The organism is Paenibacillus sp. FSL P2-0136 (genome assembly GCF_037975325.1).
Taxonomy (GTDB): domain Bacteria; phylum Bacillota; class Bacilli; order Paenibacillales; family Paenibacillaceae; genus Paenibacillus_AQ; species Paenibacillus_AQ silagei.
In genome coordinates, this window is record NZ_CP150244.1 from 4168095 (window position 1) to 4193320 (window position 25226).

The following is a 25226-nucleotide window of genomic DNA, read 5'->3' on the forward strand; positions in this document are numbered from 1 at the left end:
TCAGGCTATCGTCAGATTAACGCAATCGCCAGAAGCGTGAACAGGCTCAAGGTAAGGATCTGACTTCCGTAACCATAGTGTCCGCCATAGTAGTTTCCTGAACCGCCCGGATAGAAGGCCGAAGTTTGCATTCTGCCATTGCCTTTTGTTTTCAGATACACATTATTCCGGTCCACATCTACAATAATTCCTTCATGGCGCTTGCCGTCAGTAGTCATAATGCGTACACGCTTATCCTTGCAATGGAGACAATTATAATAAGCTTCCATCTGCTGTTTCCTCCTTAATCGTGGTTCTGTATCTTATGAGGGGAGGGATAAGCCGGTAACGGCTATCGTCACGCAGCAATTGTCTATATGTAAAATAGTTGTGAATTGAAGAACTTGTGAACATTGTGTATCAATTTTGTGTAAAAAGGGGTAATATTAAAGTAACAAAATCAATGAACCGCTTACGGTTGTGAACAATCTTCTACAATCCATAAGGAGGCAGGAATCATGAGTACAGCAGGCAGACGTTTTATTAATGAAGGAGTACTGCGGATCGCCTGGTTTATCATCTTCGCTTCGCTCACCTACACGGTGCGCAATTATACTTGGGCCATTGTATTGCTCATGGTTGTTGGCTTGTATTCACTGGTCACGGGAGTCATCATGCTTACCCGCCGGGATGGTGACAGGGGCAGGTTCTAGCTTAACCGCACACACGGGCCTTAGCACCTAAATAAAAACACTTCCTACAGAGCGTGATGCGCTGACGGAAGTGTTTTTTGTTTTTAGCGAAAACCGGAATAATCGGAGTAACAGGATTTGAACCTGCGACCTCACCCACCCCAAGGGTGCGCGCTACCAGGCTGCGCTATACCCCGACATTGCAAATCAATCCATTACTTCATCCTTACGTTTGCCGCATCCCTACGATTAACATACGTTCATCTAATGCATAATATGCCGGTAAGCGGTTACTTACTGTTATACTATAAATATACCTCACTAGTTCAGCAGTTTCAAATAGAGTTCAGTATTTTTATTGAGTTCAATATTTTTTCACATCTCATTAAAATTTAATGGATTTTCCGTAAAGGCTGTGCTATACTCTTGGCACAAGGAAAGGAGGTGCGTTCACATCAAGCATGACATGCTGAACGTATCCCTTACCCGGACCAACGGCTGAATGATTAAGTCTTGGTGGCGCGGGATACGGATCAAAGTTACAAACTAGCGCCTCGGGTAGAGAGACCGTCTTCGGACGGTCTTTTTTTTGTTTGCCCGCACTCTTCGCACCCAGCAAACAAATAACCGCCGAAGCCAGCGAACCTGGGGTTCGTCTGTCTTCAGCGGCTATTTGTGGAATTTGCTGTATTACTGAGCCTATTGAACCTGCTTCCAGGTCTAATTCATTTCTTCAATTATAAGATTACGATTTACGATTCTTATAAAAATCAATAATATCACTTACCGTGCGGAGCGGCTCCGCCTCCTTGTGGACAGTGTCCACGGCTGGCTTGAATGATTCATGCGTATTCGTAGTCACTTCAGTCATTCCTTTCGATAATTAAGCTAGCTGCGTCTATAGCTGCATGTCTACTTGCGGCACCTCTATTCATTACCCTAGAAAAAGGGTATTGACGCACATCTGCTCGTATTTATTTCGCTGGCAAAACTTCTTCTATGCGTATCCGTTCTAGTTCGTAATTCCCGTTCCCGGTTCTCAGAACACAGCAAAAAACGCCTCCCTTACGTAATATACGTTAGAAAGACGCCAGCTATGACTCTATTTAAGCCCAATTTTATCATTTATTTCTGCTCCAGGCTTGCCTGCTCCTGCAGCCGCTTCAGCGTCTGCTTGTCCTTCGCTGTCAGCTCAGCGGTCTCCAGCAGATCCGGTCTGCGTTCGAGGGTACGCTGCAGCGCCTGCTCACGCCGCCATACCTCGATATTGGCATGATGTCCGCTGAGCAGCATGTCCGGCACCTTCCAGCCCCGGAACTCTGCCGGGCGGGTATAATGCGGGTACTCCAGCAGCCCGGTGCTGAAGGAGTCGGAGATTGCAGAGGTCTCATTGCCCAGTGCCCCCGGCTGCAGCCGCACTACCGAATCAATGACGGTCAAGGCCGGGAGCTCACCGCCGGTCAGCACATAGTCGCCAATCGACAGCTCGTCCGTCACCAGATGCTCACGGATTCGCTCGTCATAGCCCTCATAATGACCGCAGATGAAGATCAGATGCTGTTCCTGTGCCAGCTCTTCGGCGATCTGCTGATTATACGTCCGGCCCTGGGGGCACATCAGAATAATACGCGGCTTCACCGCCTCTGTATTGCCGTGTTCCCCTTGCTCTCCTCCAGCGCTACTCTGAGCCAGCACATGCTCCACCGCTGCGAAGATAGGGTCAGGCTTCAGCACCATGCCTCCTCCTCCGCCGTAAGGTGTATCATCCACGCTGTTATGCTTGTTGCCCGAGAAGTCGCGGAAGTTCACTGTGTTCAGTGAAGCAATGCCTTTCTCACGGGCCTTACCGAGAATGCTGGTGCCGAAGACGCCTTCACACATATCAGGGAACAGCGTCAGCACATCGATACGGATCATGGGAGCAGCCCTTCCATAAGGTGCACAGTGATTTTCTTGGCTGCAATATCGACGTCCAGTACTACATCGTTAATAACCGGAATCAGAATATCCTGGCCCTTCTTCGGCTTCACTACCCAGACATCATTGGCCCCGGGCTGCAAAATCTCTGTAATCGTTCCCAGCGGCTGGCTGGCATCTTCATCCGTGTAAACCTCGCAGCCTACAATCTGGTGGAAGTAATACTCGTTCTCCGGCAACTCAACCAGATTATCACTAGGCACCTTGAGCAGGCTGCCTTTGTATTTCTCGATCTCATTAATGTTCGTATACCCCTTAAGCTTGGCGATATACATCCCTTTGTGCTCTCTCGCCGATTCGATCGTAACCTCGAATTTCGGGCTTCCGTCTGCGGGAATCAGCAGCAGCTTGTTGCCGGGTGCGAACCGCACTTCCGGGAAATCGGTATGCGACAGGATTTTGATCTCCCCGCGAATGCCGTGCGTGTTCACCAGCCTGCCTACGGTTAACTCTTCTGTCATGTGTTCATCTCCTTCATGTTGATTGCGTACAGTCTATAAATTCTTATATTTTCAACAAAAAGGAGCCGGGATATACTATCCCTAGCCCCTCCTTGTGCGCATCCTTAAGATAAAATATCCACGGTAACGCGTTTATCACTTTTGACTGCTGCAGATGTGACTACGGTACGAAGCGCTTTGGCGATCCGTCCCTGCTTGCCGATGACCTTACCGACATCATCAGGATGCACGGAGAGCTCATAGACAATCAGGTGATCCTTCTCCACGGTCCGTACGGCCACATCCTCCGGATGATCCACTAAAGCCTTAGCAATAACACCAACTAATTCTTCCATAGAGGACCCTCGCAATCAGTCATTATTTCTGAAGCTTTGACTCATGGAACTTCTTCATCACGCCAGCTTTGGAAAGCAGGTTGCGGACGGTATCAGATGCTTGTGCACCTGTCTGAAGCCATTTAAGAGCCTTCTCTTCGTCAATCTTAACGACTGCCGGTACTTCGATCGGATTATAATAACCGATTTCCTCGATAAAACGGCCGTCACGAGGAGACCGGGAATCGGAAACCACTACACGGTAGAAAGGCGCTTTATGTGCTCCCATTCTTTTCAAACGAATACGTACTGCCACGAAATTCACCTCCTTAAAAGAATATCGTTATCGATCCCTCCCAAACCCTCCCTTCCCGAAGGGAGGGCCCCAAGGGCTCTGCCCTCTGGACACCCGCTAAGTGCAACTAGCGTAGGCGTTCAGACTGGCGGGACTTGGAATGAATTCGAGCGGAGACCGCTTTTCCTCCCTGCGGGATACGCTTGACTGGCGGCGTTCCCTGGTAACGGGGGGAAGAAATTTAAACATTAAGATCAAGAGATTAAGATCAAAAGATTAAGGTCAAGAGACTACTCGATCTTCTGATGTTGTACTATATCAGATCTATAAGAAAGACAAAAGATCTAGGTCAAAAGATTAAAGATTAAGGTCAACGGAACGGGAACTTCATTCCGCCTTTACCGGCAAGGCCCTTGAGCTGCTTCATGGCGTTCTTCTTGCCGCCCTTGCCGCCTCCGCCGCCCATCATACCAGAGAACTGCTTCATCATCTTGCGCATTTCATCGAATTGCTTGATGAGACGGTTCACCTCAGCGACGTTGGTACCGCTGCCTGCTGCAATACGCTTGCGGCGGTTGTGGTTGATAATCTCAGGCTGGGCTTTCTCGGCCTTGGTCATGGAATGAACAATGGCTTCAACGCGGCCCATCTGCTTATCGTCCACCTTCAGGTCCTTCATGCCCTTGGCCTTGTTCATGCCGGGCAGCATATCAAGAATCTGGTCGATCGGGCCAAGCTTCTTCACTTGATCCATCTGCTCCAGGAAATCATCGAACGTGAATTCTGCATTACGCATCTTACGTTCCATTTCCTTGGCTTTCTCGGTATCGATATTGGCCTGAGCCTTCTCGATCAGCGACAGCATGTCGCCCATGCCGAGTATCCGCGAAGCCATCCGCTCCGGATGGAAAGGCTCCAGCGCATCGATCTTCTCGCCGAGAGCGGCGAATTTGATCGGGCAGCCGGTGACCGCCTTGACGGATAATGCAGCACCACCACGGGTGTCGCCGTCAAGCTTCGTAAGCACTACGCCGGTAAGCTCCAGCTGCTTGTTGAAGCTGTCGGCCACATTCACGGCATCCTGACCGGTCATCGCATCGACTACCAGGAGCACTTCATCCGGAGTTACAACGTTATGGATCTGCTTCAGCTCTTCCATCAGCTCTTCATCAATATGCAGGCGGCCTGCCGTATCAATAATCACATAATCCAGGTTATTGTCCTTCGCATGCTGAACACCTTGTCTGGCAATCTCTACCGGACTCGTCTGATCACCCAGCGAGAAGACAGGAACCTTAATCTGTTCTCCGAGCACCTGCAGCTGCTTGATCGCAGCCGGGCGGTAGATATCGGCGGCTACGAGCAGCGGGCGGTGGTTGCCCTTCTGCAGCAGCTTCGCCAGCTTACCGGAAGTGGTCGTCTTCCCTGCGCCCTGCAGACCCGTCATCATGATGACCGTCGGCGGCTTGTTCGACTTAGCCAGCTTCGCCTGGCTTCCGCCCATCAGCTCCGTCAGTTCCTTGTTAACAATATCGATGATGACCATGCCTGGCGTGAAGCTGTCCATCACTTCCGTACCAACAGACTTCTCTTTCACCTTGGACACGAAGTCCTTGACGACCTTGAAGTTAACATCGGCTTCCAGAAGGGCCAGCCGCACTTCACGCATCGCTTCGTTTACGTCATCTTCGGATACTTTCCCTTTGCCGCGCAGTTTGCTGAACACATTCTGCAATCTTCCGGTTAATCCTTCAAATGCCATAGGCGGCTCGCTCCCTTCTTCCTACTCTAACCTCTGCAGCCGGTCCATGAGTTCCATGAATTGCTGCTTATATTGCTCCGGCAGCATTCCACTGTCAGGGAATCTGCGCAGTTCTTCTAAGTACTTATTTCGGTCTTCATGCTTGGACAGGAGTCCAAGCTTCTCTTCATAATTCTCAAGCACTTGCTCCGCCCGCTTGATATGCTCGTACACAGCCTGGCGGCTAATTTCAAATTCCGCTGCGATCTCCCCCAGGGAGAAATCATCATGGAAATAATATTTGAGAAACGTCTGTTGCTTGTCAGTAAGCAGCCGTTCATAGAAAGCAAATAACAGGTTGATCCGGTTGGTTTTCTCGAGCCTATTCTCCTGACTCATCAAGGGCACTCCCTTCGTCAAGGAAAAACACTTTACAGCTTCACAACGTCCCTTATGATACCGAAAACAAAGAAAGATGTCAAGTCTTTTTACTTGTCATCTTTTCCTTTGCCCAAAACCGGCATTCCCGCCTTGAAATCCTGCACCAGTACGGCACTATGCCTCCCGCATTAATGAATAGGGAGAATATATAACAATACAACGAAGAAGTGCAGAACGGTTCCCGCAAGCACGAATAAATGCCAGATCGCATGATGGTACGGGAAGCCGCGCCATACATAAAACACGGTGCCCAGAGTGTACAGCAGTCCGCCAATCATCAGCAGAGTCATCCCGCCGCTGGCGACGGCCTGGGACAGAGGGCTCCAGGCGATTACGATCATCCAGCCCATCGCAATGTAGAAGACGGTGGACATGAACAGGAATTTTTTGACGAAAAAAGCCTTAAAGAACACACCGAATACCGCCACTCCCCAAGCGATACCGAATAACGTCCAGCCCAGCGGTCCGCGGATCGCCACCAGCATAAACGGGGTGTACGTTCCGGCAATGAATAAGTAAATCGAAGCGTGGTCAAGGAATTCAAAGAAGTCCTTCGCCTTGCCGTCTCTGAGACTATGCACCATCGTTGAATTAAAATACAGGATCAGCATAGTAGCGCCGTAAATGGAGAAACTGACTACATGCCAGGCTGTGCCGCTCTGAACAGCATATACGATCAGCAGGACCAGCGCAGCAATACTTAATAGAGCGCCGATCCCGTGTGTAACCGCATTTGCTACTTCTTCCTTGCGGCTGTAAGTGTGAGTATTTGCCATGCCACGATTCCTTCCGTTTGCGGTTTCCTTCTATTATAGCCAATTCTCCGAAGTCCTTCCAGCTTACGGACGCCTCAGGGCAGGCTGCTGCTGCAACATTCAATCGCTTAAGAAGTCATCATTTGCTGTTACAGCAACTCAAGTCTTATAACTTGTAGAGCTCGGTATACTTCGCTTCCAGATAATCCGCCAGATAATCGGGATTCAGCGGTTCGCCTGTGACTTGCTCGATAATCTGCGAAGGGGTAAGGCTCTGGCCGTAGCGGTATACCTTGTCAGTAAGCCATTCTTTGATCGGCAGCAAGTTACCAGTGGCAATCAGCTCCTCGAATTCCGGCAGTTCCTTACGCAGGGTGTTAAGCATTTGGGCCGCATACATGTTACCCAGGGAATAGGAAGCGAAATAGCCGAAGTCTCCGCCGGACCAATGAACGTCCTGCAGTACGCCAAGTGCATCCGTAGGCGGTGTAATCCCTAAGTATTCCTGATACTTCGCGTTCCAGGTCTCAGGCAGATCCTTGACTTCAAGCCCTTCGTTGAAAATCAGCTTCTCAATCTCATAGCGCACAATAATATGCAGGTTATACGTCAGCTCATCAGCTTCGATCCGGATGAAGGAATTACCTACACTGTTGATTGCCCGGTAAAAGTCTTCCATCTCCACGTTCGCAAGCTGCTCCGGGAAATGCTGCTGCAGATCGCCGTAATAACGCTGCCAGAAGGCCCGGCTGCGGCCGATCATATTCTCCCACAGTCTGGACTGGGATTCATGGATTCCCATGGAGGCCCCCTGTGCCAGAGGTGTACCGATCAGCTCTTCACCGAAATTCTGCTCATACAGGGCATGTCCGCCCTCATGCAGCGAGCTGAAGATGGAGCTGGTCACATTGTCCAGCAGATAGTTCGTGGTTATGCGGACATCGCCTGGGTTCAGCCCTGTAGCGAACGGATGCACACTTTCATCCAGACGTCCTGCCTCGAAATCATAGCCCATCTGTTCGAGTAAGAAGAGGCCGAATTTCTCCTGCTGCTCCTTAGGGAAGATCTGGCTCAGGAATTCGGTGTCCGGCTTGTTCGGCGAAGCATTGATCGCTTCGGCCAGCGGCACAAGACGGCTGCGCAGACGGGTGAAGATCGCATCCACCTTCTCAACGGTCAAATCCGGCTCGTACATATCCAGCAAAGTGTCATAACGCGAGCCTTGCACACCCCAATAATCAATGAACTCTTGTTTGAAGGCCACAATCTTGGTCAGATAAGGCTCGAAGGAGGCGAAATCATTATCATCCTTAGCCTCTTCCCAGATCGTCTGCGCATGGGCGGTGAGCACCGAATATTCCTCGAAGGTCTTGGAGGGAATGCTTTTGCTGCGCTGGTACTCCTTGCGGGTATCCTTCACAATCTTATTCTGATTGCTGTCCAGCTGCTCCGCTACTTCCGGGCGGCTGAAATACGCTGTGAACGCTCCGATCTCCTCCGATACCTGGAGTCTGAATGCTTCTGCACTCAGCATACCCAGCGTGGCGGAACGGATCTCTACACCTTTGCGGGGCGCGCCTGTACGCAGATCCCAGCCCAGAAGTCCAATTGCTTCATAATAGCCTTTGATTTTAGATAATAGCTCACTGAATTTATCCCATTCTTCCTGGATCTGCTTTTCCATGTTTTGAGCACCTGCCTTGTTTTTTTATCTACTCCTATTGATGATACTTTTTTAAATAGTTATAATCAAATTCGGGCTGTATCTCTTCAAATTTGAAGTAGTTAACAGCTTACAGGCGCGGAGACAGACTCCGCTTAGATTTTGCAATATTTGATTGCAGGAAGCCCTTTATGTTCGCGGCAAGACGCAGTACAATGAATTACAGTTTAATCTTAAGGAGGCACATGGCTTATGAGTCAGGTTACAGACATTTTAGAGTTCAACAAGCATTTTGTAGAGGAAAAAGCATATGAGAGCTATCTGACCAGCCGCTTCCCGGATAAAAAAATGCTGATCATCACCTGTATGGACACACGGCTTGTTGAGCTTCTGCCCAAAGCAATGAATTTCAAGAACGGTGATGTCAAAATCATCAAAAATGCCGGAGCCATCATCTCCCAGCCGTTCGGGAGCGTCATGCGCAGCGTAATGGTTGCGCTATACGAACTGGACGCGGACGAAGTGATTGTCGTCGGCCATTATGAATGCGGCATGGCTTCCCTGAATGCTGACCATATGATTAACTCCATCAAGGAACGCGGCGTGTCTGAGGAAGTACTCAGTACCCTGGAGAATTCAGGGATTAAGCTGACCAAATGGCTGCGCGGGTTTGACAACGTCGAGGAAGGGGTAATTCAGACTGTGGAGCTGATTAAGCGCCATCCCTTACTCCCCCCAAACGTACCTATTCACGGCATGATCATCGATCCGGCTACCGGAGCGCTTGAGCTTGTCTCGGACGGATACGCGGACTAAGGCAACTCTCTGATCCTGCTGTTTGCGCGGGTCCCGGACCCGCGCTTTTTTTGTGTCCGGGGGTCCGGGCCAATGCCGGGTGAAAGTTATCGTGTGAAACATATAAATTCTTATATTTTAAAAATTGAAACCTTAGCCTCCGCCTTGCGTATTACCGGGCAACAGCCAGGTAAACTGGGTGTTACCAATACTTCTAGGAGGTTCTCGTACTCAATGAAACCAATGAAACGTGTAATGATGATCGTCATGGCCTTCACACTGTTCTTCGCTGTCACTGTTCCTGACTTCGCAGATGCCCGCCGCGGCGGGGGCTTTAAATCAGGAAGCCGGGGATTCACAACGACCCCGAAGAAATCGACCACCGATAATGTGAAAAAAAGCGATAGCACTAAAAGCAACACCAACGGAACTGCAGCGAATGCTAACCGCGGCTTCTTCAGCGGCGGCAGCCTGATGAAAGGCCTGATGATCGGCGGGATCGCCGGCTTCCTCTTCGGCGGAATGTTCGCCGGAATGGGCGCTTTTGGAAATATCATCGGATTCCTGATTAACATGCTGGCCATCTACTTCGTGATTACGCTGATTATGTCCTTCTTCAAGCGCAGACAGGAACGACGCCGGCTGGAAGAAAGGGACGGACGCTACTAATGGGTGTTACCGTTCTCAGCATGGACGAGATTATCAATGCGATCTGCCTGCATATGGCGGAACGCAAGGCTGTACGGGTGGAGGAAGTCCAGGTGGAACTTAGCTGGGACGAGGACACCGGCTACACCGCAGAGGTCTGGATACAGGGAAGAAGCCAGTATCTGGTGGAGTCCAACATGATTGAATCCATTCTTCGCTACGTACACAGCGAATACGGCATCCGTGCCTACCGTGAAGATGTACGGCTGGAGCTGGATGAAGAGATTACAGCGGTTGTGAACACGTAAGCAGCTGCTGACAGGCTGCGGTGAACGAAGTTTCAATTACAATTGCACCAAACTAAGGGAGGACCCGTCAGCCGGGTCCTCCCTTTTTATTGTGCCTATAGCCGGCAGATCAGCTCCTACAGCGCCTTGTCCTATCCCGGAAGCTGGAATCCGGCCAGTACATCGTCCCTGCCCGCCCGCGCAGTGCCGCTTCCGTGCAGCTCAGCCCAAGGCGCACGCTGCTTCCGCAGAATCGCCGCAGTTCCTTCAGAAGTGTACTCCGCATACCTGACCGTCTGCTCACCCCCAGGCTCGCCCCAATGAGCCCAGCCTTGGGGGTGGATATGCTGGCCCATCCGGCAATCCACAAAGGCAGTCTTGGCATGCTCCCTCCATGGGCGGCCCAGGAATACCGGCGCTGTTCCCGGCTCAGCGCTCAGATAGCATTGATTGAACACATAGCCGTAGGCCTGCCCTTCGGGAGTGGAGGCTGCCGTGATGTAGCCTGCATGGCCTCCGCTATTCCGCAGGCTGTGCAGCGTACAATGCTCGAAGTAGGCCGTTGCTCCGCCAAAGATATAATCTACCGTTCCCTCAATGTAACAGTGCTGGTACAACTGGCGGTACTGCGCATGATGCTCCCGCAGTTGAACGCCGCCGAACAACAGGCGCTCTCTGGGGGCCGGCGGCAGCGGACCGGTGAACAGCGTGTCCTGATGACCCTTGAATGTACAATTTCGGAATACCGACTCATCACAATGGGCGTACACCGCCACTGCCTGCCCCACCTCGCTGCCTTGTCCGGCTGTATTGGAGACGGTCAGATTCTCCAGCACCAGCTTCCTGCCGCCCAGGAACAGGGTGGGAGTGGCAAAGGTCCCGATCTCTTCCCCCTGCTCATCCAGCTCCCGGGCATAGCGGTTCATCGTGATCTCCACTTGTCCGATGCCGATGATACGGAGACAGGAGCGGTAGACCCGCACCTCCTCCTTGTACACTCCCGGCATAATGTAGAGCGTTGCCTCTGTGTCCGGGTCCAGCCGTTCCAGGGCATCGACTGCCGCCTGAATAGTAGAGTAATCGCAAAAGCCCTCCTTGCCCACCAGCATCCCTTTTCCCATCCCCTCTCAGACTCTGGCCTTCACTTAAAGCTTGCCTGCTTGCTTACTTCTGTGTCAGTTTGTATGCAGCTTCGTATTCCTCGGTGATCTTGGTTCCGCCCGAATCCTTCCAGGTCTGTACGGCTTTCTTGAAGGCCCCCTCATCCGATTGGCCCATGATATATTTGAAGGTAGCATCTGTGATGATCTTTTGCAATTCCGTTCCCTGCTCATTATTGGTAGCCGAATCCAGCGGAACGGTGGGGTCAAGCACAGCGAACTTGTCATTCTCGCGGATCAGCTCATTGGCCAGCTGCTTCTCAGGGTTCGCGTCCTTAAGTGTATAGGCAATCTCACTAGGTCTGCTGGAGGAGAAAGGCTGCACATCCGCCTGCCACAGCTCAGTGTTCAGAATCTTGAAGGCGCCGTTCTCATCATATTCATAATGGGTGCCTTCAATCCCGCCGGTCATCAGCATGAACGCCTTCTCATCGATCAGGTCATTGACGAACTTCAGCAGCCGCTTGAGCTCTGCTTCGGTCTTCACCTCGGATTTCGGAAAAGCCATCAATCCGCCGATCCCGCTGCCCTCGGACCAGATATGATACTGCCCGTCTCCATTAGAGATCTTGTTCACCGGCACCAGCTCCATGCCCGGCTGCAGATCCTGTGCCAGTGTTCTCAGACTGGAGATGTCCACCATACCGGTATAGATCCCGGTTTTACCCTGCGCGAATTGCTGCTGCTGGTCTGTTTTGGCTGTAACTGCGAAATCCTGCGCAAGGTATCCGTTTTCATAGAGCTTTTTGGAGAAATTCATCGTGTCCATATATTCCGGTGTATCGAATTCAGGGATAAACTTGCCGCTATCCTCCACCTTCCAGCCATTGGGCGTGCCAAAATAGGAGCTTAGTGTTTTGAAGCTGCTGTATTTCAGCTCTGATCTGTCTCCGAAGCCTGTCGTGTCCTTCACACCGTTGCCATCCGGGTCATCCTCTGTGAAGGCTCTGGCCACTTCATACACCTCATCCAGCGTCTTCGGAACCGGCAGACCCAGCTTATCCAGCCAGTCCTTGCGGAAGATCAGCCCGGAACGCGCCAGATTCTTCTGGAAGGGAACGCCGTAGAGGACGCCTTCAATCGAAGCCGCTTCCTTCAGCTCAGGAGCAATCTTCGCCAGATTACTGAACTCTGAGAGATAAGGGCCCACATCCCAGAACAGCCCTGATTTGAGTGAGCTTCTAACCGATGAATTGGTCATCATGGTCAGGGTGACAATGTCTGCAAGCTCCCCTGAGGCCAGCGCCGTAGTGATCCGCTCTTCCTTGGAAGCATCAGGTACCCAGTTGAAGGTGATTTTACTGTTGGTATATTCCTCAAGCAGCGATTTGATCGTATCGGTCGGCGGCGAAGCTGTGTGCAGAATATTCAGCCAGCTTACTTCCAGCTTCGAGTTCAGATCCTCTGGTGCGGCATTCTTCTTCTCTTCCTTGTCTCCGCCGCATGCCGAGAGCATAGTGGTAGCCATTGTAGCGATTGCAATTAGAGTGACCCATCTTTTGTTCATAACACTTCTCCTTTGGTAGATGAAATAGGTAGCCTTAGCCTTAATACACGCCGTCTTCGCCCATCTTCTTGGCCAGCTTATTGGAGAGCATCACGAGAATTAACCCGACAACGCCCTTGAACAAGCCTATCGTGGTGCTGAAGCTTAATTGCCCGTTCTTGAGGCCCGCCGTATAGATATAGGTATCGAAAATCTCAGCGACACTGCGGTTCAGCGAATTCAGCAGCAGATACATATGTTCGAAGCCGAGATCCAGCGTGCTGCCGATTTTGAGAATCAGCAGGGTAATAATCACGGGACGGATCGCCGGCAGTGTAACATGCCAGGTCTTGCGCAGACGGCTTGCCCCGTCCATCTCGGAGGCTTCATAGAGCTGCGGGTCCACTACAGTAATAGCTGCCAGATAGATAATGGTCGACCACCCCAGCTCCTTCCAGATAATCTGCAGGATATAGATCGTCCGCAGCCACTCCGAAGAGGTGAGGAAGCTGATTTTGTTGCCGCCGAGACTTGCGATCAGCTCATTGATGACCCCGCCATCCACCGTCAGGAACACATACGTAATAGAGACAATAATAACCCAGGACATGAAGTGCGGGATGTAGATAATTGTCTGAATCCAGTTCTTGAGATAGCGTCCCTTCAACTCGTTCAGCATCAAGGCTACAATAATCGGCAGCGGGAAGAAGATCACAATGTTCATGGCAAACAGAATCAGGGTGTTGCGCAGCAGCTGCATGAACGTAGGCTCCGTAAATAGACGGATGAAATGCTTCAGGCCGACCCACTCACTCCCGGTAATTCCCTGGAACGGCTGATAATTCTGGAACGCAATGATCAGCCCGCCCATGGGCAGATATTTGAAGATGATGAAATACAGCAGCCCGGGCAGGATCATCAGATACAGCAGCTTGTATTTGTTCAGAGCCGTAAGTGCGCGTGCGCCTTTCCCCTTTTCGATAGTCAGATTTGGTGTTGCGGTGATGCTTGTTGCTTTCACATGTCAGCCTCCTTTGCTCGTTCCTGTTACGGTCTCAGCGTAAGAAATTTCTTACATTACGTATATAATCATTATGTGATAGCGTTTACAGAACCCGCGTGGCTGCGGGGTTAAGGACGATCAGATCTCCTCTGAGGATTACCTGCCTAGGCTAATGATTATCTCCGGAGACGGGGCTGCGCAAGGCAAGTCTGCGAACACCTCATGCCCGGATTATATACGTAATTTCTGCTCCTTGTTACAGTGAAGAGGTACTGAAAACCGAGGAGGATCACAGAATGAACCATAGCTCACGTAGAAAAGAATCGGTCGGCGGAAGGATCTTCACCTTCGTTAATACAGCCATACTCGTTCTGATTGCGCTTGTCTGCTTATTGCCCTTCATCAATATCATTGCCAGCTCCTTCGCTACCACCCAGGAGGTCATGGCCAAGCGGTTCATCTTATTCCCGACTACCTTCTCCCTGGATGCGTACCGCTACATTCTCTCAACGCCTACCATCTTCCGGGGACTCGGGGTATCCGTGGGTGTCACTGTTGCAGGAACCGTAGTCAGTATGCTGCTTACCGCGCTGATGGCCTACGGCTTGTCCAGGAGATACCTGCCTGCCCGCAATACCATTAATTTCATCGTCGTCTTCTCCATGCTGTTCAGCGGCGGAATGATCCCCACCTTCCTAGTCGTCAAAAGCGTCGGCCTGATCAACTCGTACGGGTCCCTGATCTTCCCGGTTGCCGTCAATGCCTTCAACATGATTATCATGCGCAACTTCTTCCAGGCGCTGCCTGACAGTCTGGAGGAGTCGGCCAAGATCGACGGAAGCAATGACTTCGGGATCTTCATGCGGATCATGCTTCCGCTGGCCCTGCCTTCCATCGCCACCATCTCCCTGTTCTATGCGGTTGCTTACTGGAATACGTACATGAACGCGATCCTCTATATGAATGATTCGGCAAAATGGCCGATCCAGGTGCTGCTGCGCCAGATCGTCATTGTCTCCAGCGGGATGCAGGCCGAGGGAACCTCGGTCGATATTGTGCCGCCGGCCCAGACGATCAAAATGGCGGTCATTGTCATCGCCACGGTGCCGATGCTGGCCGCTTATCCTTTTGTCCAGAAGCATTTCACCAAGGGCGCCCTGCTCGGAGCAGTCAAAGGCTGACGGCCCGCTGTTCAGCATCCATCCGAAACTACCGGAACTTTAGAACATATACAGAAACGGTACCGCCTTGAAGCAAGGACGGTACCGTTTGTGCATGAACCCCTGATCCAAGCTCTCTCCTGAACCAAGCCCCTATTCCTGCTAAAATATCTGCTGCTCCCCCTGCTTCAGCTTCCGGTAAGCACCAGGCGTAACCTGCTCCTTCTTACGGAAGGAGCGGATGAAATTCTGCGGATTATGATACTGCAGCCTTTCGGCAATCTCCTTGATCGTCATATCCGTCTCCGTCAGCCACCGTTTGGCCATCTCCAGGCGGTAGTTCATGAGGTATTCGCTGAAGGCGGTGCCGTACTCTTTTTTGAAGATGCTGCTTAGATAATTCGGATTGTAATGAAGCCGCTCGCCGATCCCCTCCAGCGTAAGCTCACGGTCATATTCCGCATGCACAATGTCGGTGATCTTATCCGAGAGACAGCGGAACTGCTGGCTGGTCTTGTCCTTCATGCTGTACATCATGGGGTAAATAACCTCCTGCACCAGCATCCGCTCCATCTCTTCGGGATTGCGGATATCCAGCAGGCGGTGATACAGCTTATTGTTATCCTGGGTCAACAGGACACTAACTCCCAGATGCTGCTCCAGCTGGATCAGATTATTCACGAGCCGCACCAGCATGACCTCGAATTTCAGCGTGCTCTTGTTCTTGCCCATCAGCTCTGCCAGGAATGGATAGAGCGCAGCCGTAACCTGCTCCTTGTCCCCCAGCCGGATGGCATTGAACAATTGCGTCTCCAGCTCTGCCGGATAATGCAGCGACACCGGACCGGAGACGACCTTGGAGATATCCTCATAGAAAATAATCGATTCCTTGCCCAGATTCAGCCGCTGATGCAGGGCCTGCTTGCTCATCTCCCCGGCTTCCTTACTCTCTAACAGATTGCTGTAAAAGTTGCTGATGCCGATGCTGATCGACACCTTCAGATAATCGCGCACCGCCTTCAGCAGAGCTGCCGCATAATCCGTCACTTCCTTATTCATCCCGGCATCACTGGTCCCGGCGAAGGTCAGGATCGTAGCCTGGGTATCATCGTTCAGGATAATAGGCTGTAATCGCTGCTGTGCTGGGATCAGTTCCTCCACCATCTTATTGACGGCAAGCAGCAGGACATCCTTGTCCGAGGCCTCCCGCCCGCCCAGACTGTCCAGCTGAATCAGCATCGCCGCATAACGGTGCTTCTCTGACAGGTTATACCCGAACCGGAGCAGACTCTGCTCCAGCTCCTCCGCCGAGACGCGGCTGCGGAACAGATTCAGGATCAGCTGCGTCTCCAGCCGGGGCATTTCCGATTCGATCAGACTCTCAAGCGAAGCCTTCTCCGAGATAATCGTATCAATTGAATGCCGGATATATTCCAGCTCATTCTTGGAGCTCACCTGCGGAATAACGGGCAGACTGCGCTTAAGCTGCTCAATCGGCTTGGTGAAATATTGAGAGATCATATAAGCCACCACCCAGATCAGGAGAATCAACAGCAGCCCCATCGCGGAGATCCCGAACTTGGTCATCTCCAGAGAGCGGGTAATCTCCGCCTGATCCAGCACGGTCAGATAGATCCAGTTATTATACGAGGACTTGGCATAGATAAGCTTGAGACTGTCGCGGCCGGACATCTCCTGCTGGACCGTCCCCTTGTCCTCCATGGAATTGATTGTCCCGGCAAGCTGGCCGAACTGCTCCGGGGCTAACAGCACATTACCAGGATCAGATTCATACATCAGTTCACCATGCTTGTTCAAAATGTAGACAGCTGCATCTTCCCCGCTGCTTATCGTGGCATTAAGGGTATGTAATGAAATGTCGGATAAGGCAATCGCCTGCTTCTTCGTAGAGAACACCGGCAGTGTATTCACGAACCGGATGCCTTTGTCCGTCTTCATCCAGAAGAGGCTCTGCTCCTGATTCTCAATATATTGCTCCCGGAGCTGCTGAACCTCCCCGGCACTGAGATTGCTGAGCTTCTCATTCAGGATCTGCCAGTTCTGCACCAGACTGATCAGCGAATATTCCGTCCCTTCAGCCGCCATGGAGGCGATATAATTCAGCTGTGAGTTCACATTCCGGTAGGCGATGAAGTCTTGCTCGGTAATGGGATGGGTCACGACCTCCTGAAATGAGCTGGTGGTGCTATAGGTATTGAACGCGTATTCTATCGTTTGGATTTTGTGCTCCAGATTGTTCTTGATCTGCTCGATATAGCTCTGCTTGCTGCTGGAGAACCGCCCGACCACTGAATCGATGGTACTGATGTAGATATAGCTTCCGAAGCCGACCACCAGTCCCACGCCAAGGATTAATATAGGAATAAAGATGCCGTAGAACATTCTTCCTTTGCTCATTGTGTTTCCCCTTTGATTTGATAGACTCCATTAAATTATAGCGCTTTCATGAATGCGGTTCCATGATTATTTTCACGTGTGCAATTAGTAAAAGAGCTCTGTGAAGCTGTTCAGGCCCTTCCTTGAGCGCAGTTGATCATGCAAAACAACCCCACAACGTGGGGCTGTAGCTTCGATGATGACCCAGGCTATGAGCTTTGCTTAGAGTAACGAAATCGTCAGTAGCTCGAACAAGACCAGCGGCATAATCACATTGCTGTTCACCGTACCGGGATATGGGTAGCCCGGGCCCGGATACCCCGGACCTGGATAGGGCTTGTAATAAGGATTGTAATATCCGCGGCCCATATCTGTGGCTATGGTTACAACCAGGTACATATTCTTACTGTCCATACCGGCAAGCGTGCCCTCATGCATCTGACCGTCAAGGGTCTGCACCTGCACTTGGTGATTCAGATACGGCTTACAGGACTGGTGAAGCGAATCGCGGACCCCGTTCAGATGCTGGACCACCGCCGGGTCTGCCTGATAGATCACCGGCGATTGCGTGCCGGAAGAAGTTGTCGACATAGGTGTATGACCTCCGTGTAATTGGATTTGCTTCATACTATGCACCTGCCCAGTCCGGTGTGCCTAGCCTGCTCCCCCCGTTCATTCGATCCACATACGCAAAGCAAACAGCCGTACACCGGAAAGTCCGGTATACGGCTGTTATCAATACTTTAAAGTGCTGTGCGTTCAGAACGCTTAAAAAGCCACTCCGATTCCGCCCTGCCCAGCATAGGTTCCCATCACGGGTCCCATCGTGGACAGCAGAACCTCCTTGAAGGGATGCTTCTCCAGAATACGCCGCTTGATCTCCAGCGCCAGCGTCTCACAATTGCTATGCACAATGGCGATTACCGCCTGCTCATAATCATGCTGCTTCTGATCCAGCTTGGCCAGCAGATGAGTCAGCGCCTTGGGCAGTCCGCGCGTCTTCTCGACCACTTCAACAATACCCTCGTCGCTAATCTTCAGCAGCAGCTTGATGTTCAGCACGGAAGCCACAGCGCCGGAAATCCGGCTCAGCCGTCCGCCCTTGATCACATTCTCCAGGGTGTCCAGCGTGAAGTACGCGGTCGTCTCTTCGACCTTCTTCAGCACTCTGTCCTTCAGTTCAGCCAGACTTGCTGCGGTGAGTGACCATTTGGCCGCCATGGCGACAATCAGGGTCAAGCCGCCGGAGAACAGCTTGGAATCTATAATTTCAATCGCATTCGGATGTCCTTCTTCCTCGTACATCTCCTTCGCGATCTTTGCGGTCTGATAAGTACTGCTAATATTGGAGGACATGCAAATGACCAGAATGTCAGTGCCAGCTTCCACTTGGTTGAAGCTGTCCAGGAAGGTCTGCGGACTCGGGCTTGCAGTCGTCGGCAATTCCTTCGATTGATGCATTTTGTCATAGAAATCCTTCGCATTCATATCATCCGGCATCAGTTCATGGCCGAAATGTACCGGCAAATGAACAATGGAGATGTCATACTGCTTCGTGTATTCAGGGGGTAGATCCGAACCGCTATCCGTAATTATCTTGATGGGCATCAGAATGCTCTCCTTTCAATTCTATACTAGTATAGACAGCATTCAAGCATACCAATAGTACAATTTATAACTTGTCAAAATCGGACTTTTATGCTTAGTCCTACTTATGTTATGGTTGAAGCATAAGCATACAGAAATGGAGTGTACCAGGATGAGCAAGAATAGAGTATGGAACCGGGGTAAGCATAATGGTGCCGGCCTGTCCAAGAAAGCACCGGCTGCCGCAGAATCCGAGGTTGCTGCCGAGACCGCAGCGCCAGAGGACCACAGCGCCGAGGTAATTAACGAGCGGATTGATACCGTCAAGCCGATGAACCGCAGCAACTGGGTCACCCGGCCCGCCCGCGTGAAGCCGCAGAACCCGGAACGAAATAAGAAGTAGCTTAACCGCTGCATGCTTCGCATTCCATGGGAGCACAATTCCCCCAGCTAGCGGGCTTCCCGCAACCTTTGTTATCATGCAGACACAAACGGCTACGCCGTCCTTAAGAGGATGGCGTAGCCGTTTCTGCTTGCACTAGTCGGTTGGAGAACGGTGAGCTTGTTGGGACTGGTAATATCCAAGCTGGTATCCCGCTACAAGGATTCAGACAGACTATCCGGCAAATACCGGTTCTCCCGTATTAGCGCCCGGATCGCCTTCAGCGTGTTCCGCTGAATCGGGACACCCGTAGTCCGGTGCAGTTGAAGCCAGCGCAGGGCAGCCAGTGCCTCGAACAGCTCCAGCTCTGCCGGGCTATAACTGCTTTTGGCGGCAAAGGCTGCCCGGTAGATGCTTGCATTCCGCTCCGCCAAATACACTCTAAAGAGCAGAATAGACCACGCGATATCATACCTTGGATCGCCAAGCTGGACATTGGTCCAATCGATGATGGTGAATGTCCCGGAAGCCTCCAGAATATTGCCCAGATGATAATCCCCATGAATGAGCTGGTGGGCAGTCAGCTTGCCCCGCTCCGCCAGCTCCTGCGCCAGCGTTCGGATCTCCGGCTGCTCCGCCCAGGCAGGGAAGAAGTAATCTGCGAAATCATAAGCCGGTACCTTCAAGCCGCTGGATGAATTGATCTCTAGCTTATGTACATCAAGCAGATTAGCCGCTATAGCTGTAAGGCTGGCGGCATTAACCTTCTTGACAGGCATACCATCGAAGCTGGTTAACAGCACCTGATGGTCCTTAGCATCTAGACCCCAGGCATACGGCCGTGAGACCGCGCAGCCCTGCCGGACCAGCTGCTCCAGCACTTGATACTGGATCGAGACGTCCGGCCGGGACTCGCGGTTCCAGATTTTCAGCACAAGCTTCGTATCCGGCAGTGTAATGCAGCACACCTCAGCTTCCAGTCCCCCCTTCATCGGGGTAACGACCGCCTCTTCCAGCCTTGCCAGCAGCCGTTCACTATCTGCCCCCTGCTCTTGCCAGCGGATATCGCTCAGAACATTATTCATACTTATAATTCCCCTCTCCAAGAAACGATCTGCTGATCAATATACTGCTGCGAATCCCTCAGACCATATTCTAGGAATTTTCCCTATTCCAATGAATAACATATTCCAACTATACCAATCAACAGTGAATTGAGGGATGCGAAATGGAACATTGGATTAGAGTAGAGCCGAATGTGAAGGTGTATGTGAATGATCTTAACCCGCTTGGCACCAAAACGATACTGTTCATTCACGGCTGGCCGGCAAATCACCAGATGTTCGAATACCAGTACAATCAGCTGGTGCCCATGGGTTACCGCTGCATTGGAATGGATATGAGAGGCTTCGGCCGGTCTGACAAACCGCTTGACGGGTACGATTACAACCGTCTCGCAGATGATATCCGCTGTGTGATCGGAGCCTTGGGACTGCACAATATTACACTCGGCGGGCACTCTACCGGCGGAGCTGTAGCGATCCGGTATATGGCCCGGCACAAGGGATATGGTGTCTCCAAGCTGGCCTTATTCGCTTCGGCAGCCCCCAGTCTGATTCAGCGGCCGGGCTTCCCTTATGGCACGACCAGAGAAGCTATAGAGCAGATTATCCAGTCCACCTACAAGGACCGCCCCAAGATGCTGAAGGATTTCGGTGATATTTTCTTCTATCAGCCGGTATCACAGCCGTTCTCGGACTGGTTCTTCCTGTTAGGGCTGGAGGCGGCAAGCTGGTCCACCATCGCAGTCTCCAACGCCTGGCTGGCCGAAGAGTTGTTCGATGACCTCCCCCGGATCCAGATGCCTACGCTGATTCTGCACGGGGTTCATGATCAGGTGTGCTTCTTCCCGCTCGCAGAGGCGCAGCATCAAGGGATTAGGAATTCGGTCCTTATTCCATTTGAGAACAGCGGCCACGGTTTATTCTATGACGAACGGGACCGGTTCAACCGCGAGCTGGTAGGGTTCGCCGGGTAGATTTTCCGCACAGCCAGAACAGGACTGCCCGAGAAGAAATAGCTTCATGGGGCAGTCCTGTGTTGATTCGCAGGCGTAGGTGCGTGTGCGAATGAGAAGCACTACAGTTCCAGCGTCTCTCCATATGCAAGCGCCGAGCCGCGGATTCCCGCCTCTTCCAGCGCCTGAACGAAGGCACCGGCATCCTGCTTGATCGGCGGGAAGGTATTATAGTGAACCGGAAGCACCTGTCTTGCGCCCAGCCACTTCGCCGCGATAAGCGCATGCTCCGGCCCCATGGTGAAATGTCCTCCGATTGGCAGGATCGCGAGGTCGATCTCATACAGCTCCCCGAACATTTTCAAGTCACCGAACAGCCCTGTATCCCCTGCATGCAGCACCGTGTGTCCGTCCGCCTCAATAATGAAGCCCGCCGGGGTTCCGCCATAGATCCTCTGTCCATCCTCCAGCGTGATGCTTGAGGTGTGGAAGGCATGAATCATCGTCGCCTTGGCAAAACCAAGGTCCACCGTCCCTCCAATGTTCATCCCGATGGTCTTTTTCGCTCCCTGGCCCCCCAGATGGCCCGCCAGTTCCACGTTGGCTACAACCACCGCCTGATTCTGCTCGGCAATCGGCAGAGCGTCCAGGATATGATCCATATGGGCATGAGTCAGCAGAACAGCATCTGTCTTAATATCCTCTACCTTCGTCACCGCCGCAGAGTTACCGCTAATGAATGGGTCGATGATCAGCGATTTGCCGTTCACCTCAATTTGAACACAGGAATGGCCGTGGTAGGTAATTTTCATAGAATTCCTCTCTCTTCTTGATTAGATTTCAATAGGTCCTAAGGAATGCATCGTGCAAAAACCCAAGGTTTACGATACAATGACACCAAGTTGCTCTAAATCAAAATCCAGCAGTGCGATTGACGAATATAACATAAATAATTACGTTCGTTGGTTTTTATGATATATCTATTCCTGCCAGCTGTCAAGAGAGGTGTGAAGAAGTTGCTGTCCGTTGAGAAAACAATGCTGTTTCTGTTATCTAAGGTGAAGCAGATGGGCGCCCAGCAGATTGTCGAGATCTATGAACAAAGGGGGTACACCTCCACCTATATCCGCAATGCCCTGTCCCGCTTGAAAAAAGAGGGCTATATCGTATCCCCGGCACGCTCCTGGTATAACGTCACTGCCGAGGGCCTCGCCTACATTAAGGCGATTAACAGCAAGCCTGCCCGTTATCAGGAGCAGTGGGATCATACCTGGGATGTGGTGATGCTGGAGGTTCCCGAATCAGAACGCAAGAAGCGCGATCTGTTCCGCACAGCACTCGGGCAGCTGGGTTATGGGCTTTTATATAACAGTGTGTACATCTCACCATGGAACTATCAGGATGAAGTCGCAGCCCAGATCCAGAAGCTGGAGCTGGATGGCAAGGTGTCCATCCTGCAAGGCCAATTTCAGGAAGGTATGATTACACCGCTCAAAGCACAGGCCATCTGGCACCTGAACGACATCGAAGCCTTATACAGGAAGAAAGCAGTCTGGCTGAAGGAAGAATTCGCTCCGCGATTAGCGGATACCCTTCAGGCGGGGCAACCGTTACAGCTGTTCCTGCTATATTTGCAAATGGGCGAGGAGTTAAGCGGACTGTTCATGGCTGACCCCTATCTCCCGGATGAGCTGCTGCCGGACCACTGGCCAGGCAAACAGGTCCTCTCAGACATGAGAGAATACATGGTTAAAGCCGCGCAGGCGATACCTGCGGATTCGTTCTATGCACCCTTCGTCCAATAAGGTATGGCAAAGAGCAGCCCGGACTCCGGGCTGCTCTTCGTATATAAACTACTCCGAATGGCTGCCGGAAGCCAGCAGCTCCCGGACCGCTTCCTTATTCGTAAGCGGGGCCCGGCAGGCAAAGTTGCGGCAGACATAGGCCGTCGCTTCACCGCGGATCGCCGGTTTGTCCGCCAGATGCGGCAGCAGGCGGAGCATCTCTCCGCTGTCCCCTTCCCAGTTGACGATGAGTGCTGCGTCCGGCAGATAGGTCTGCTGAACCTGGGAGAGCATGGCGTGCAGCGCGGGATCTTCTTTTTTGCCGGAGAGGACCCATTCTCTGCCGCCGGAGACCATCCCCAGATGGGCCTGCAAATACATCGCATACCCCGGCGGATACTCCGAAGCAGCGGAAGCAAGCACCGCAGAGATGCGCTCCGCGATCTCTTTTAACTCCATATCCTGGGTAATAACCGACAGCTTCCACAAAAGCTTCGCCGCCACCGAATTCCCGGACGGAATCGCCCCGTCATACAATTCCTTGGAACGGACCGGCAGCTTCTCCCCGTCATGACCCGTGAAGAAGAACCCACCACCTTCCGTATCATGGAACAGCTCCAAGAGTCCGTCCTTCAGCACCAGCGCCCGCTCCAGATAGACCGCTTGCCCTGTAGCTTCATATAATTCGCTTAATCCCCAGATCAGGAAAGCATAATCATCCAGATATGCGGGAATCGCCGACTCCCCGTCACGGTAACGGGCCAGCAGCCGTCCATCTTCACGCCGCAGCTTGTCCCAGATGAAGTCCGCTGCACGTTCGGCGGCCTTGGCATATTCCGGCTTCTGGAGGGCTTTGGCCCCCAGGGCCAGCGCAGCAATCATCAGCCCGTTCCACGAGGTCAGCACCTTGTCATCCTTAAGCGGATGAATGCGCTGCTCCCGGTACTCGAACAGCTTCGTACGCCATTCCTCCATCCGGGTCCGCAGACCAAGCGGATTCATGCCCATACGCTCCGCAATCTCTTCCGGCAGACCGTGAAGGAGATTCGGAATATTTTCCCCTTCGAAGTTGCCCTCCGGCGTAATCCCGTACACATTGCAGTAGGAATGCATATCCTCCAGCCCAAGCGCTTCCTCAATCTCCTCACGGGAGAAGACATAGAACTTGCCTTCCACCCCTTCGGAATCAGCATCCTCCGCAGAGTAGAATGCACCTTCCGGCGAAGTCATATCGCGCAGCACATACGTGAAGATCTGCTCGGCAATCTCCGCATACAGCGGCTTCCCCGTAAGCTGGAACGCTTCCAGATAGACATTCGCCAGGAGAGCGTTATCGTAGAGCATTTTCTCAAAATGCGGCACCAACCACTCCCGGTCAGTCGAATACCGCGCGAAGCCGAAGCCCACATGATCGTACATGCCGCCCTTATACATCGACTCCAGCGTATGCTCCACCATCCGCAGCGCTTCCGGCTGATCATGCAGCTGGCTGTACGCCAGCAGGAAAGACAAATTATGCGGCGAAGGGAACTTCGGCGCATTGCCGAACCCGCCGTACTCCTCATCGAACTGCCGCCGGTACAGCTCATACCCTTCATGCAGCAGTTCTGCACCAGGAATACCGCCTGCGGCTTCCGGGTTAGACGCATTCTTGCGGTCTAGCGTATGCAGCTCCGCCAGCAGGTCGTCGCCCAGCTTATCCAGTGCTTCACCGTCCTGCTCCCACTTCGTATGAATCTGCTCCAGCACATCCATCAGACCGATCCGCCCGAACATCTGCCGCTTCGGGAAATACGTCCCGGCATAGAACGGCTTCTTCTCCGGCGTCAGCAGCACCGTCAGCGGCCACCCCCCGCTCCCCGTCAGCGCCTGACACACCGACATATACAGCGCATCAATATCCGGCCGCTCCTCGCGGTCGACTTTGATCGCTACGTAGTGATTGTTGAGGAGCTGGGCGACTTCGGCGTCCTCGAAGGATTCTCGTTCCATTACGTGACACCAATGGCAGGTCGATTAAAGCCACAACTACGAATACCCAACAGATAGGAAGATTGGTTTGTTGTCACGCTTCGCGACTTCAAAAGCCTCTTCGGACCAAGAGAACCAGTTCACCGGGTTGTAAGCATGTTGCAACAAGTATGGTGACTTTTCCTTGGCTAATCTATTGGGTACTTTGTGAGTTGTCATGGGGCATCACCT

General features: G+C 52.1%; 26 protein-coding genes, 1 tRNA gene and 1 pseudogene. 8 read left to right on the forward strand and 20 right to left on the reverse strand.

Annotated features, from left to right (window positions below; translation table 11 throughout):
• Nucleotides 1-11: 11 nt before the first annotated feature.
• The gene (locus NYE26_RS17585) at nt 12-269 is read right to left on the reverse strand and encodes a hypothetical protein (protein ID WP_339249064.1); all 258 of its coding nucleotides are present in this window, start codon (nt 267-269) and stop codon (nt 12-14) included.
• 228 nt (nt 270-497) lie between these two features.
• Here NYE26_RS17585 and NYE26_RS17590 point away from each other — a divergent pair, with 228 nt between their 5' ends.
• Nucleotides 498-692, forward strand: a complete 195-nt coding sequence (locus NYE26_RS17590) for a hypothetical protein (RefSeq protein ID WP_036733564.1) — start codon at nt 498-500, stop codon at nt 690-692.
• 102 nt (nt 693-794) lie between these two features.
• Here the strand turns inward: NYE26_RS17590 and NYE26_RS17595 are convergent.
• The 9 genes from NYE26_RS17595 to NYE26_RS17635 form a co-directional block, all read right to left on the reverse strand.
• Nucleotides 795-868, reverse strand: a tRNA-Pro gene (locus tag NYE26_RS17595).
• Between the two features lie 928 nt (nt 869-1796).
• A complete protein-coding gene (gene trmD, locus NYE26_RS17600) occupies nt 1797-2585 on the reverse strand; it encodes a tRNA (guanosine(37)-N1)-methyltransferase TrmD (protein ID WP_339257520.1) in 789 nt (262 codons plus the stop codon).
• Complete coding sequence (rimM, locus tag NYE26_RS17605; protein WP_339249065.1) at nt 2585-3109, reverse strand: ribosome maturation factor RimM; 525 nt, start codon at nt 3107-3109, stop codon at nt 2585-2587. The genes trmD and rimM overlap by 1 nt, the downstream gene beginning before the upstream one ends.
• Nucleotides 3110-3213: 104 nt before the next feature.
• The gene (locus NYE26_RS17610; protein ID WP_020432321.1) at nt 3214-3444 is read right to left on the reverse strand and encodes a KH domain-containing protein; all 231 of its coding nucleotides are present in this window, start codon (nt 3442-3444) and stop codon (nt 3214-3216) included.
• Nucleotides 3445-3466: 22 nt separating this feature from the next.
• Nucleotides 3467-3739 carry a 30S ribosomal protein S16 gene (gene rpsP, locus NYE26_RS17615; protein WP_036701203.1) on the reverse strand — a complete coding sequence of 91 codons (273 nt, stop codon included), beginning with the start codon at nt 3737-3739 and terminating at the stop codon, nt 3467-3469.
• 349 nt (nt 3740-4088) lie between these two features.
• Complete coding sequence (gene ffh, locus NYE26_RS17620; RefSeq protein ID WP_036701200.1) at nt 4089-5480, reverse strand: signal recognition particle protein; 1392 nt, start codon at nt 5478-5480, stop codon at nt 4089-4091.
• A 21-nt stretch (nt 5481-5501) separates the two neighbouring features.
• The gene (locus NYE26_RS17625; protein ID WP_339249066.1) at nt 5502-5858 is read right to left on the reverse strand and encodes a putative DNA-binding protein; all 357 of its coding nucleotides are present in this window, start codon (nt 5856-5858) and stop codon (nt 5502-5504) included.
• Nucleotides 5859-6028: 170 nt separating this feature from the next.
• The gene (locus NYE26_RS17630) at nt 6029-6676 is read right to left on the reverse strand and encodes a hemolysin III family protein (protein WP_339249067.1); all 648 of its coding nucleotides are present in this window, start codon (nt 6674-6676) and stop codon (nt 6029-6031) included.
• 145 nt (nt 6677-6821) lie between these two features.
• Nucleotides 6822-8339, reverse strand: a complete 1518-nt coding sequence (locus NYE26_RS17635; RefSeq protein ID WP_339249068.1) for a carboxypeptidase M32 — start codon at nt 8337-8339, stop codon at nt 6822-6824.
• A 231-nt stretch (nt 8340-8570) separates the two neighbouring features.
• Here NYE26_RS17635 and NYE26_RS17640 point away from each other — a divergent pair, with 231 nt between their 5' ends.
• From NYE26_RS17640 to NYE26_RS17650, 3 genes are all read left to right on the forward strand, one after another.
• Nucleotides 8571-9134, forward strand: coding sequence for a carbonic anhydrase (locus tag NYE26_RS17640; RefSeq protein WP_036733547.1), 564 nt, complete (start codon nt 8571-8573; stop codon nt 9132-9134).
• Between the two features lie 213 nt (nt 9135-9347).
• A complete protein-coding gene (locus NYE26_RS17645) occupies nt 9348-9782 on the forward strand; it encodes a hypothetical protein (RefSeq protein ID WP_200869617.1) in 435 nt (144 codons plus the stop codon).
• A 20-nt stretch (nt 9783-9802) separates the two neighbouring features.
• Nucleotides 9803-10069, forward strand: coding sequence for a YxcD family protein (locus tag NYE26_RS17650; RefSeq protein WP_339249069.1), 267 nt, complete (start codon nt 9803-9805; stop codon nt 10067-10069).
• Between the two features lie 131 nt (nt 10070-10200).
• On the opposite strand, the gene NYE26_RS17655 is transcribed toward NYE26_RS17650, so the two are convergent.
• Genes NYE26_RS17655 through NYE26_RS17665 form a run of 3 tightly spaced genes read right to left on the reverse strand, consistent with a single transcriptional unit; the run spans nt 10201 to nt 13715 of the window.
• Nucleotides 10201-11157 carry a pectinesterase family protein gene (locus NYE26_RS17655; RefSeq protein ID WP_339257522.1) on the reverse strand — a complete coding sequence of 319 codons (957 nt, stop codon included), beginning with the start codon at nt 11155-11157 and terminating at the stop codon, nt 10201-10203.
• 55 nt (nt 11158-11212) lie between these two features.
• The gene (locus NYE26_RS17660; protein WP_339249070.1) at nt 11213-12715 is read right to left on the reverse strand and encodes an extracellular solute-binding protein; all 1503 of its coding nucleotides are present in this window, start codon (nt 12713-12715) and stop codon (nt 11213-11215) included.
• 40 nt (nt 12716-12755) lie between these two features.
• Entirely contained in the window at nt 12756-13715 is a 960-nt protein-coding gene (locus NYE26_RS17665) for a sugar ABC transporter permease (RefSeq protein WP_036733537.1), read from the reverse strand.
• Between the two features lie 278 nt (nt 13716-13993).
• On the opposite strand from NYE26_RS17665, the gene NYE26_RS17670 reads away from it, so the two are divergent.
• Nucleotides 13994-14878, forward strand: coding sequence for a carbohydrate ABC transporter permease (locus NYE26_RS17670; protein WP_339249071.1), 885 nt, complete (start codon nt 13994-13996; stop codon nt 14876-14878).
• A 141-nt stretch (nt 14879-15019) separates the two neighbouring features.
• Here NYE26_RS17670 and NYE26_RS17675 read toward each other — a convergent pair whose 3' ends face one another.
• The 3 genes from NYE26_RS17675 to NYE26_RS17685 form a co-directional block, all read right to left on the reverse strand.
• Nucleotides 15020-17275, reverse strand: a complete 2256-nt coding sequence (locus NYE26_RS17675; protein WP_339249072.1) for a helix-turn-helix domain-containing protein — start codon at nt 17273-17275, stop codon at nt 15020-15022.
• 201 nt (nt 17276-17476) lie between these two features.
• A complete protein-coding gene (locus NYE26_RS17680) occupies nt 17477-17845 on the reverse strand; it encodes a hypothetical protein (protein WP_339249073.1) in 369 nt (122 codons plus the stop codon).
• Between the two features lie 177 nt (nt 17846-18022).
• Nucleotides 18023-18862: a DegV family protein gene (locus NYE26_RS17685; protein WP_339249074.1), complete on the reverse strand. Its 840-nt coding sequence runs from the start codon at nt 18860-18862 to the stop codon at nt 18023-18025.
• A gap of 151 nt (nt 18863-19013) precedes the next feature.
• Here NYE26_RS17685 and NYE26_RS17690 point away from each other — a divergent pair, with 151 nt between their 5' ends.
• Nucleotides 19014-19244 (forward strand): hypothetical protein, encoded by a 231-nt coding sequence (locus tag NYE26_RS17690; protein WP_339249076.1) that lies wholly within the window; start codon nt 19014-19016, stop codon nt 19242-19244.
• Between the two features lie 194 nt (nt 19245-19438).
• Here the strand turns inward: NYE26_RS17690 and NYE26_RS17695 are convergent, their stop codons facing one another.
• A complete protein-coding gene (locus NYE26_RS17695; protein WP_339249078.1) occupies nt 19439-20308 on the reverse strand; it encodes an aminoglycoside phosphotransferase family protein in 870 nt (289 codons plus the stop codon).
• A 143-nt stretch (nt 20309-20451) separates the two neighbouring features.
• On the opposite strand from NYE26_RS17695, the gene NYE26_RS17700 reads away from it, so the two are divergent.
• A complete protein-coding gene (locus tag NYE26_RS17700; RefSeq protein WP_339249079.1) occupies nt 20452-21261 on the forward strand; it encodes an alpha/beta hydrolase in 810 nt (269 codons plus the stop codon).
• A gap of 101 nt (nt 21262-21362) precedes the next feature.
• Here NYE26_RS17700 and NYE26_RS17705 read toward each other — a convergent pair whose 3' ends face one another.
• The gene (locus NYE26_RS17705; protein ID WP_209869408.1) at nt 21363-22052 is read right to left on the reverse strand and encodes a metal-dependent hydrolase; all 690 of its coding nucleotides are present in this window, start codon (nt 22050-22052) and stop codon (nt 21363-21365) included.
• 225 nt (nt 22053-22277) lie between these two features.
• Between NYE26_RS17705 and NYE26_RS17710 the strand changes: the two genes are divergently transcribed.
• A complete protein-coding gene (locus tag NYE26_RS17710; protein WP_339249080.1) occupies nt 22278-23045 on the forward strand; it encodes a PaaX family transcriptional regulator C-terminal domain-containing protein in 768 nt (255 codons plus the stop codon).
• 48 nt (nt 23046-23093) lie between these two features.
• Here the strand turns inward: NYE26_RS17710 and NYE26_RS17715 are convergent.
• Together NYE26_RS17715 and NYE26_RS17720 are read right to left on the reverse strand one after the other, a co-directional pair.
• Nucleotides 23094-25028, reverse strand: a pseudogene (locus NYE26_RS17715) (thioredoxin domain-containing protein); the annotation flags it as partial.
• A 24-nt stretch (nt 25029-25052) separates the two neighbouring features.
• On the reverse strand, nt 25053-25214 hold the full coding sequence (locus NYE26_RS17720; RefSeq protein WP_339249082.1) for a DUF255 domain-containing protein: 162 nt from the start codon (nt 25212-25214) through the stop codon (nt 25053-25055).
• Between the last annotated feature and the right edge of the window lie 12 nt (nt 25215-25226).

Bases quoted from the DNA above. Each gene is read 5' to 3' on its own strand.
- NYE26_RS17585 (WP_339249064.1), bottom strand. From the start codon at position 269: ATGGAAGCTTATTATAATTGTCTCCATTGCAAGGATAAGCGTGTACGC.
- NYE26_RS17590 (WP_036733564.1), top strand. From the start codon at position 498: ATGAGTACAGCAGGCAGACGTTTTATTAATGAAGGAGTACTGCGGATC.
- rimM (WP_339249065.1), bottom strand. From the start codon at position 3,109: ATGACAGAAGAGTTAACCGTAGGCAGGCTGGTGAACACGCACGGCATT.
- NYE26_RS17610 (WP_020432321.1), bottom strand. From the start codon at position 3,444: ATGGAAGAATTAGTTGGTGTTATTGCTAAGGCTTTAGTGGATCATCCG.
- ffh (WP_036701200.1), bottom strand. From the start codon at position 5,480: ATGGCATTTGAAGGATTAACCGGAAGATTGCAGAATGTGTTCAGCAAA.
- NYE26_RS17625 (WP_339249066.1), bottom strand. From the start codon at position 5,858: ATGAGTCAGGAGAATAGGCTCGAGAAAACCAACCGGATCAACCTGTTA.
- NYE26_RS17630 (WP_339249067.1), bottom strand. From the start codon at position 6,676: ATGGCAAATACTCACACTTACAGCCGCAAGGAAGAAGTAGCAAATGCG.
- NYE26_RS17635 (WP_339249068.1), bottom strand. From the start codon at position 8,339: ATGGAAAAGCAGATCCAGGAAGAATGGGATAAATTCAGTGAGCTATTA.
- NYE26_RS17640 (WP_036733547.1), top strand. From the start codon at position 8,571: ATGAGTCAGGTTACAGACATTTTAGAGTTCAACAAGCATTTTGTAGAG.
- NYE26_RS17645 (WP_200869617.1), top strand. From the start codon at position 9,348: ATGAAACCAATGAAACGTGTAATGATGATCGTCATGGCCTTCACACTG.
- NYE26_RS17650 (WP_339249069.1), top strand. From the start codon at position 9,803: ATGGACGAGATTATCAATGCGATCTGCCTGCATATGGCGGAACGCAAG.
- NYE26_RS17655 (WP_339257522.1), bottom strand. From the start codon at position 11,157: ATGCTGGTGGGCAAGGAGGGCTTTTGCGATTACTCTACTATTCAGGCG.
- NYE26_RS17660 (WP_339249070.1), bottom strand. From the start codon at position 12,715: ATGAACAAAAGATGGGTCACTCTAATTGCAATCGCTACAATGGCTACC.
- NYE26_RS17670 (WP_339249071.1), top strand. From the start codon at position 13,994: ATGAACCATAGCTCACGTAGAAAAGAATCGGTCGGCGGAAGGATCTTC.
- NYE26_RS17675 (WP_339249072.1), bottom strand. From the start codon at position 17,275: ATGAGCAAAGGAAGAATGTTCTACGGCATCTTTATTCCTATATTAATC.
- NYE26_RS17680 (WP_339249073.1), bottom strand. From the start codon at position 17,845: ATGTCGACAACTTCTTCCGGCACGCAATCGCCGGTGATCTATCAGGCA.
- NYE26_RS17685 (WP_339249074.1), bottom strand. From the start codon at position 18,862: ATGCCCATCAAGATAATTACGGATAGCGGTTCGGATCTACCCCCTGAA.
- NYE26_RS17690 (WP_339249076.1), top strand. From the start codon at position 19,014: ATGAGCAAGAATAGAGTATGGAACCGGGGTAAGCATAATGGTGCCGGC.
- NYE26_RS17695 (WP_339249078.1), bottom strand. From the start codon at position 20,308: ATGAATAATGTTCTGAGCGATATCCGCTGGCAAGAGCAGGGGGCAGAT.
- NYE26_RS17700 (WP_339249079.1), top strand. From the start codon at position 20,452: ATGGAACATTGGATTAGAGTAGAGCCGAATGTGAAGGTGTATGTGAAT.
- NYE26_RS17705 (WP_209869408.1), bottom strand. From the start codon at position 22,052: ATGAAAATTACCTACCACGGCCATTCCTGTGTTCAAATTGAGGTGAAC.
- NYE26_RS17710 (WP_339249080.1), top strand. From the start codon at position 22,278: ATGCTGTTTCTGTTATCTAAGGTGAAGCAGATGGGCGCCCAGCAGATT.
- NYE26_RS17720 (WP_339249082.1), bottom strand. From the start codon at position 25,214: ATGACAACTCACAAAGTACCCAATAGATTAGCCAAGGAAAAGTCACCA.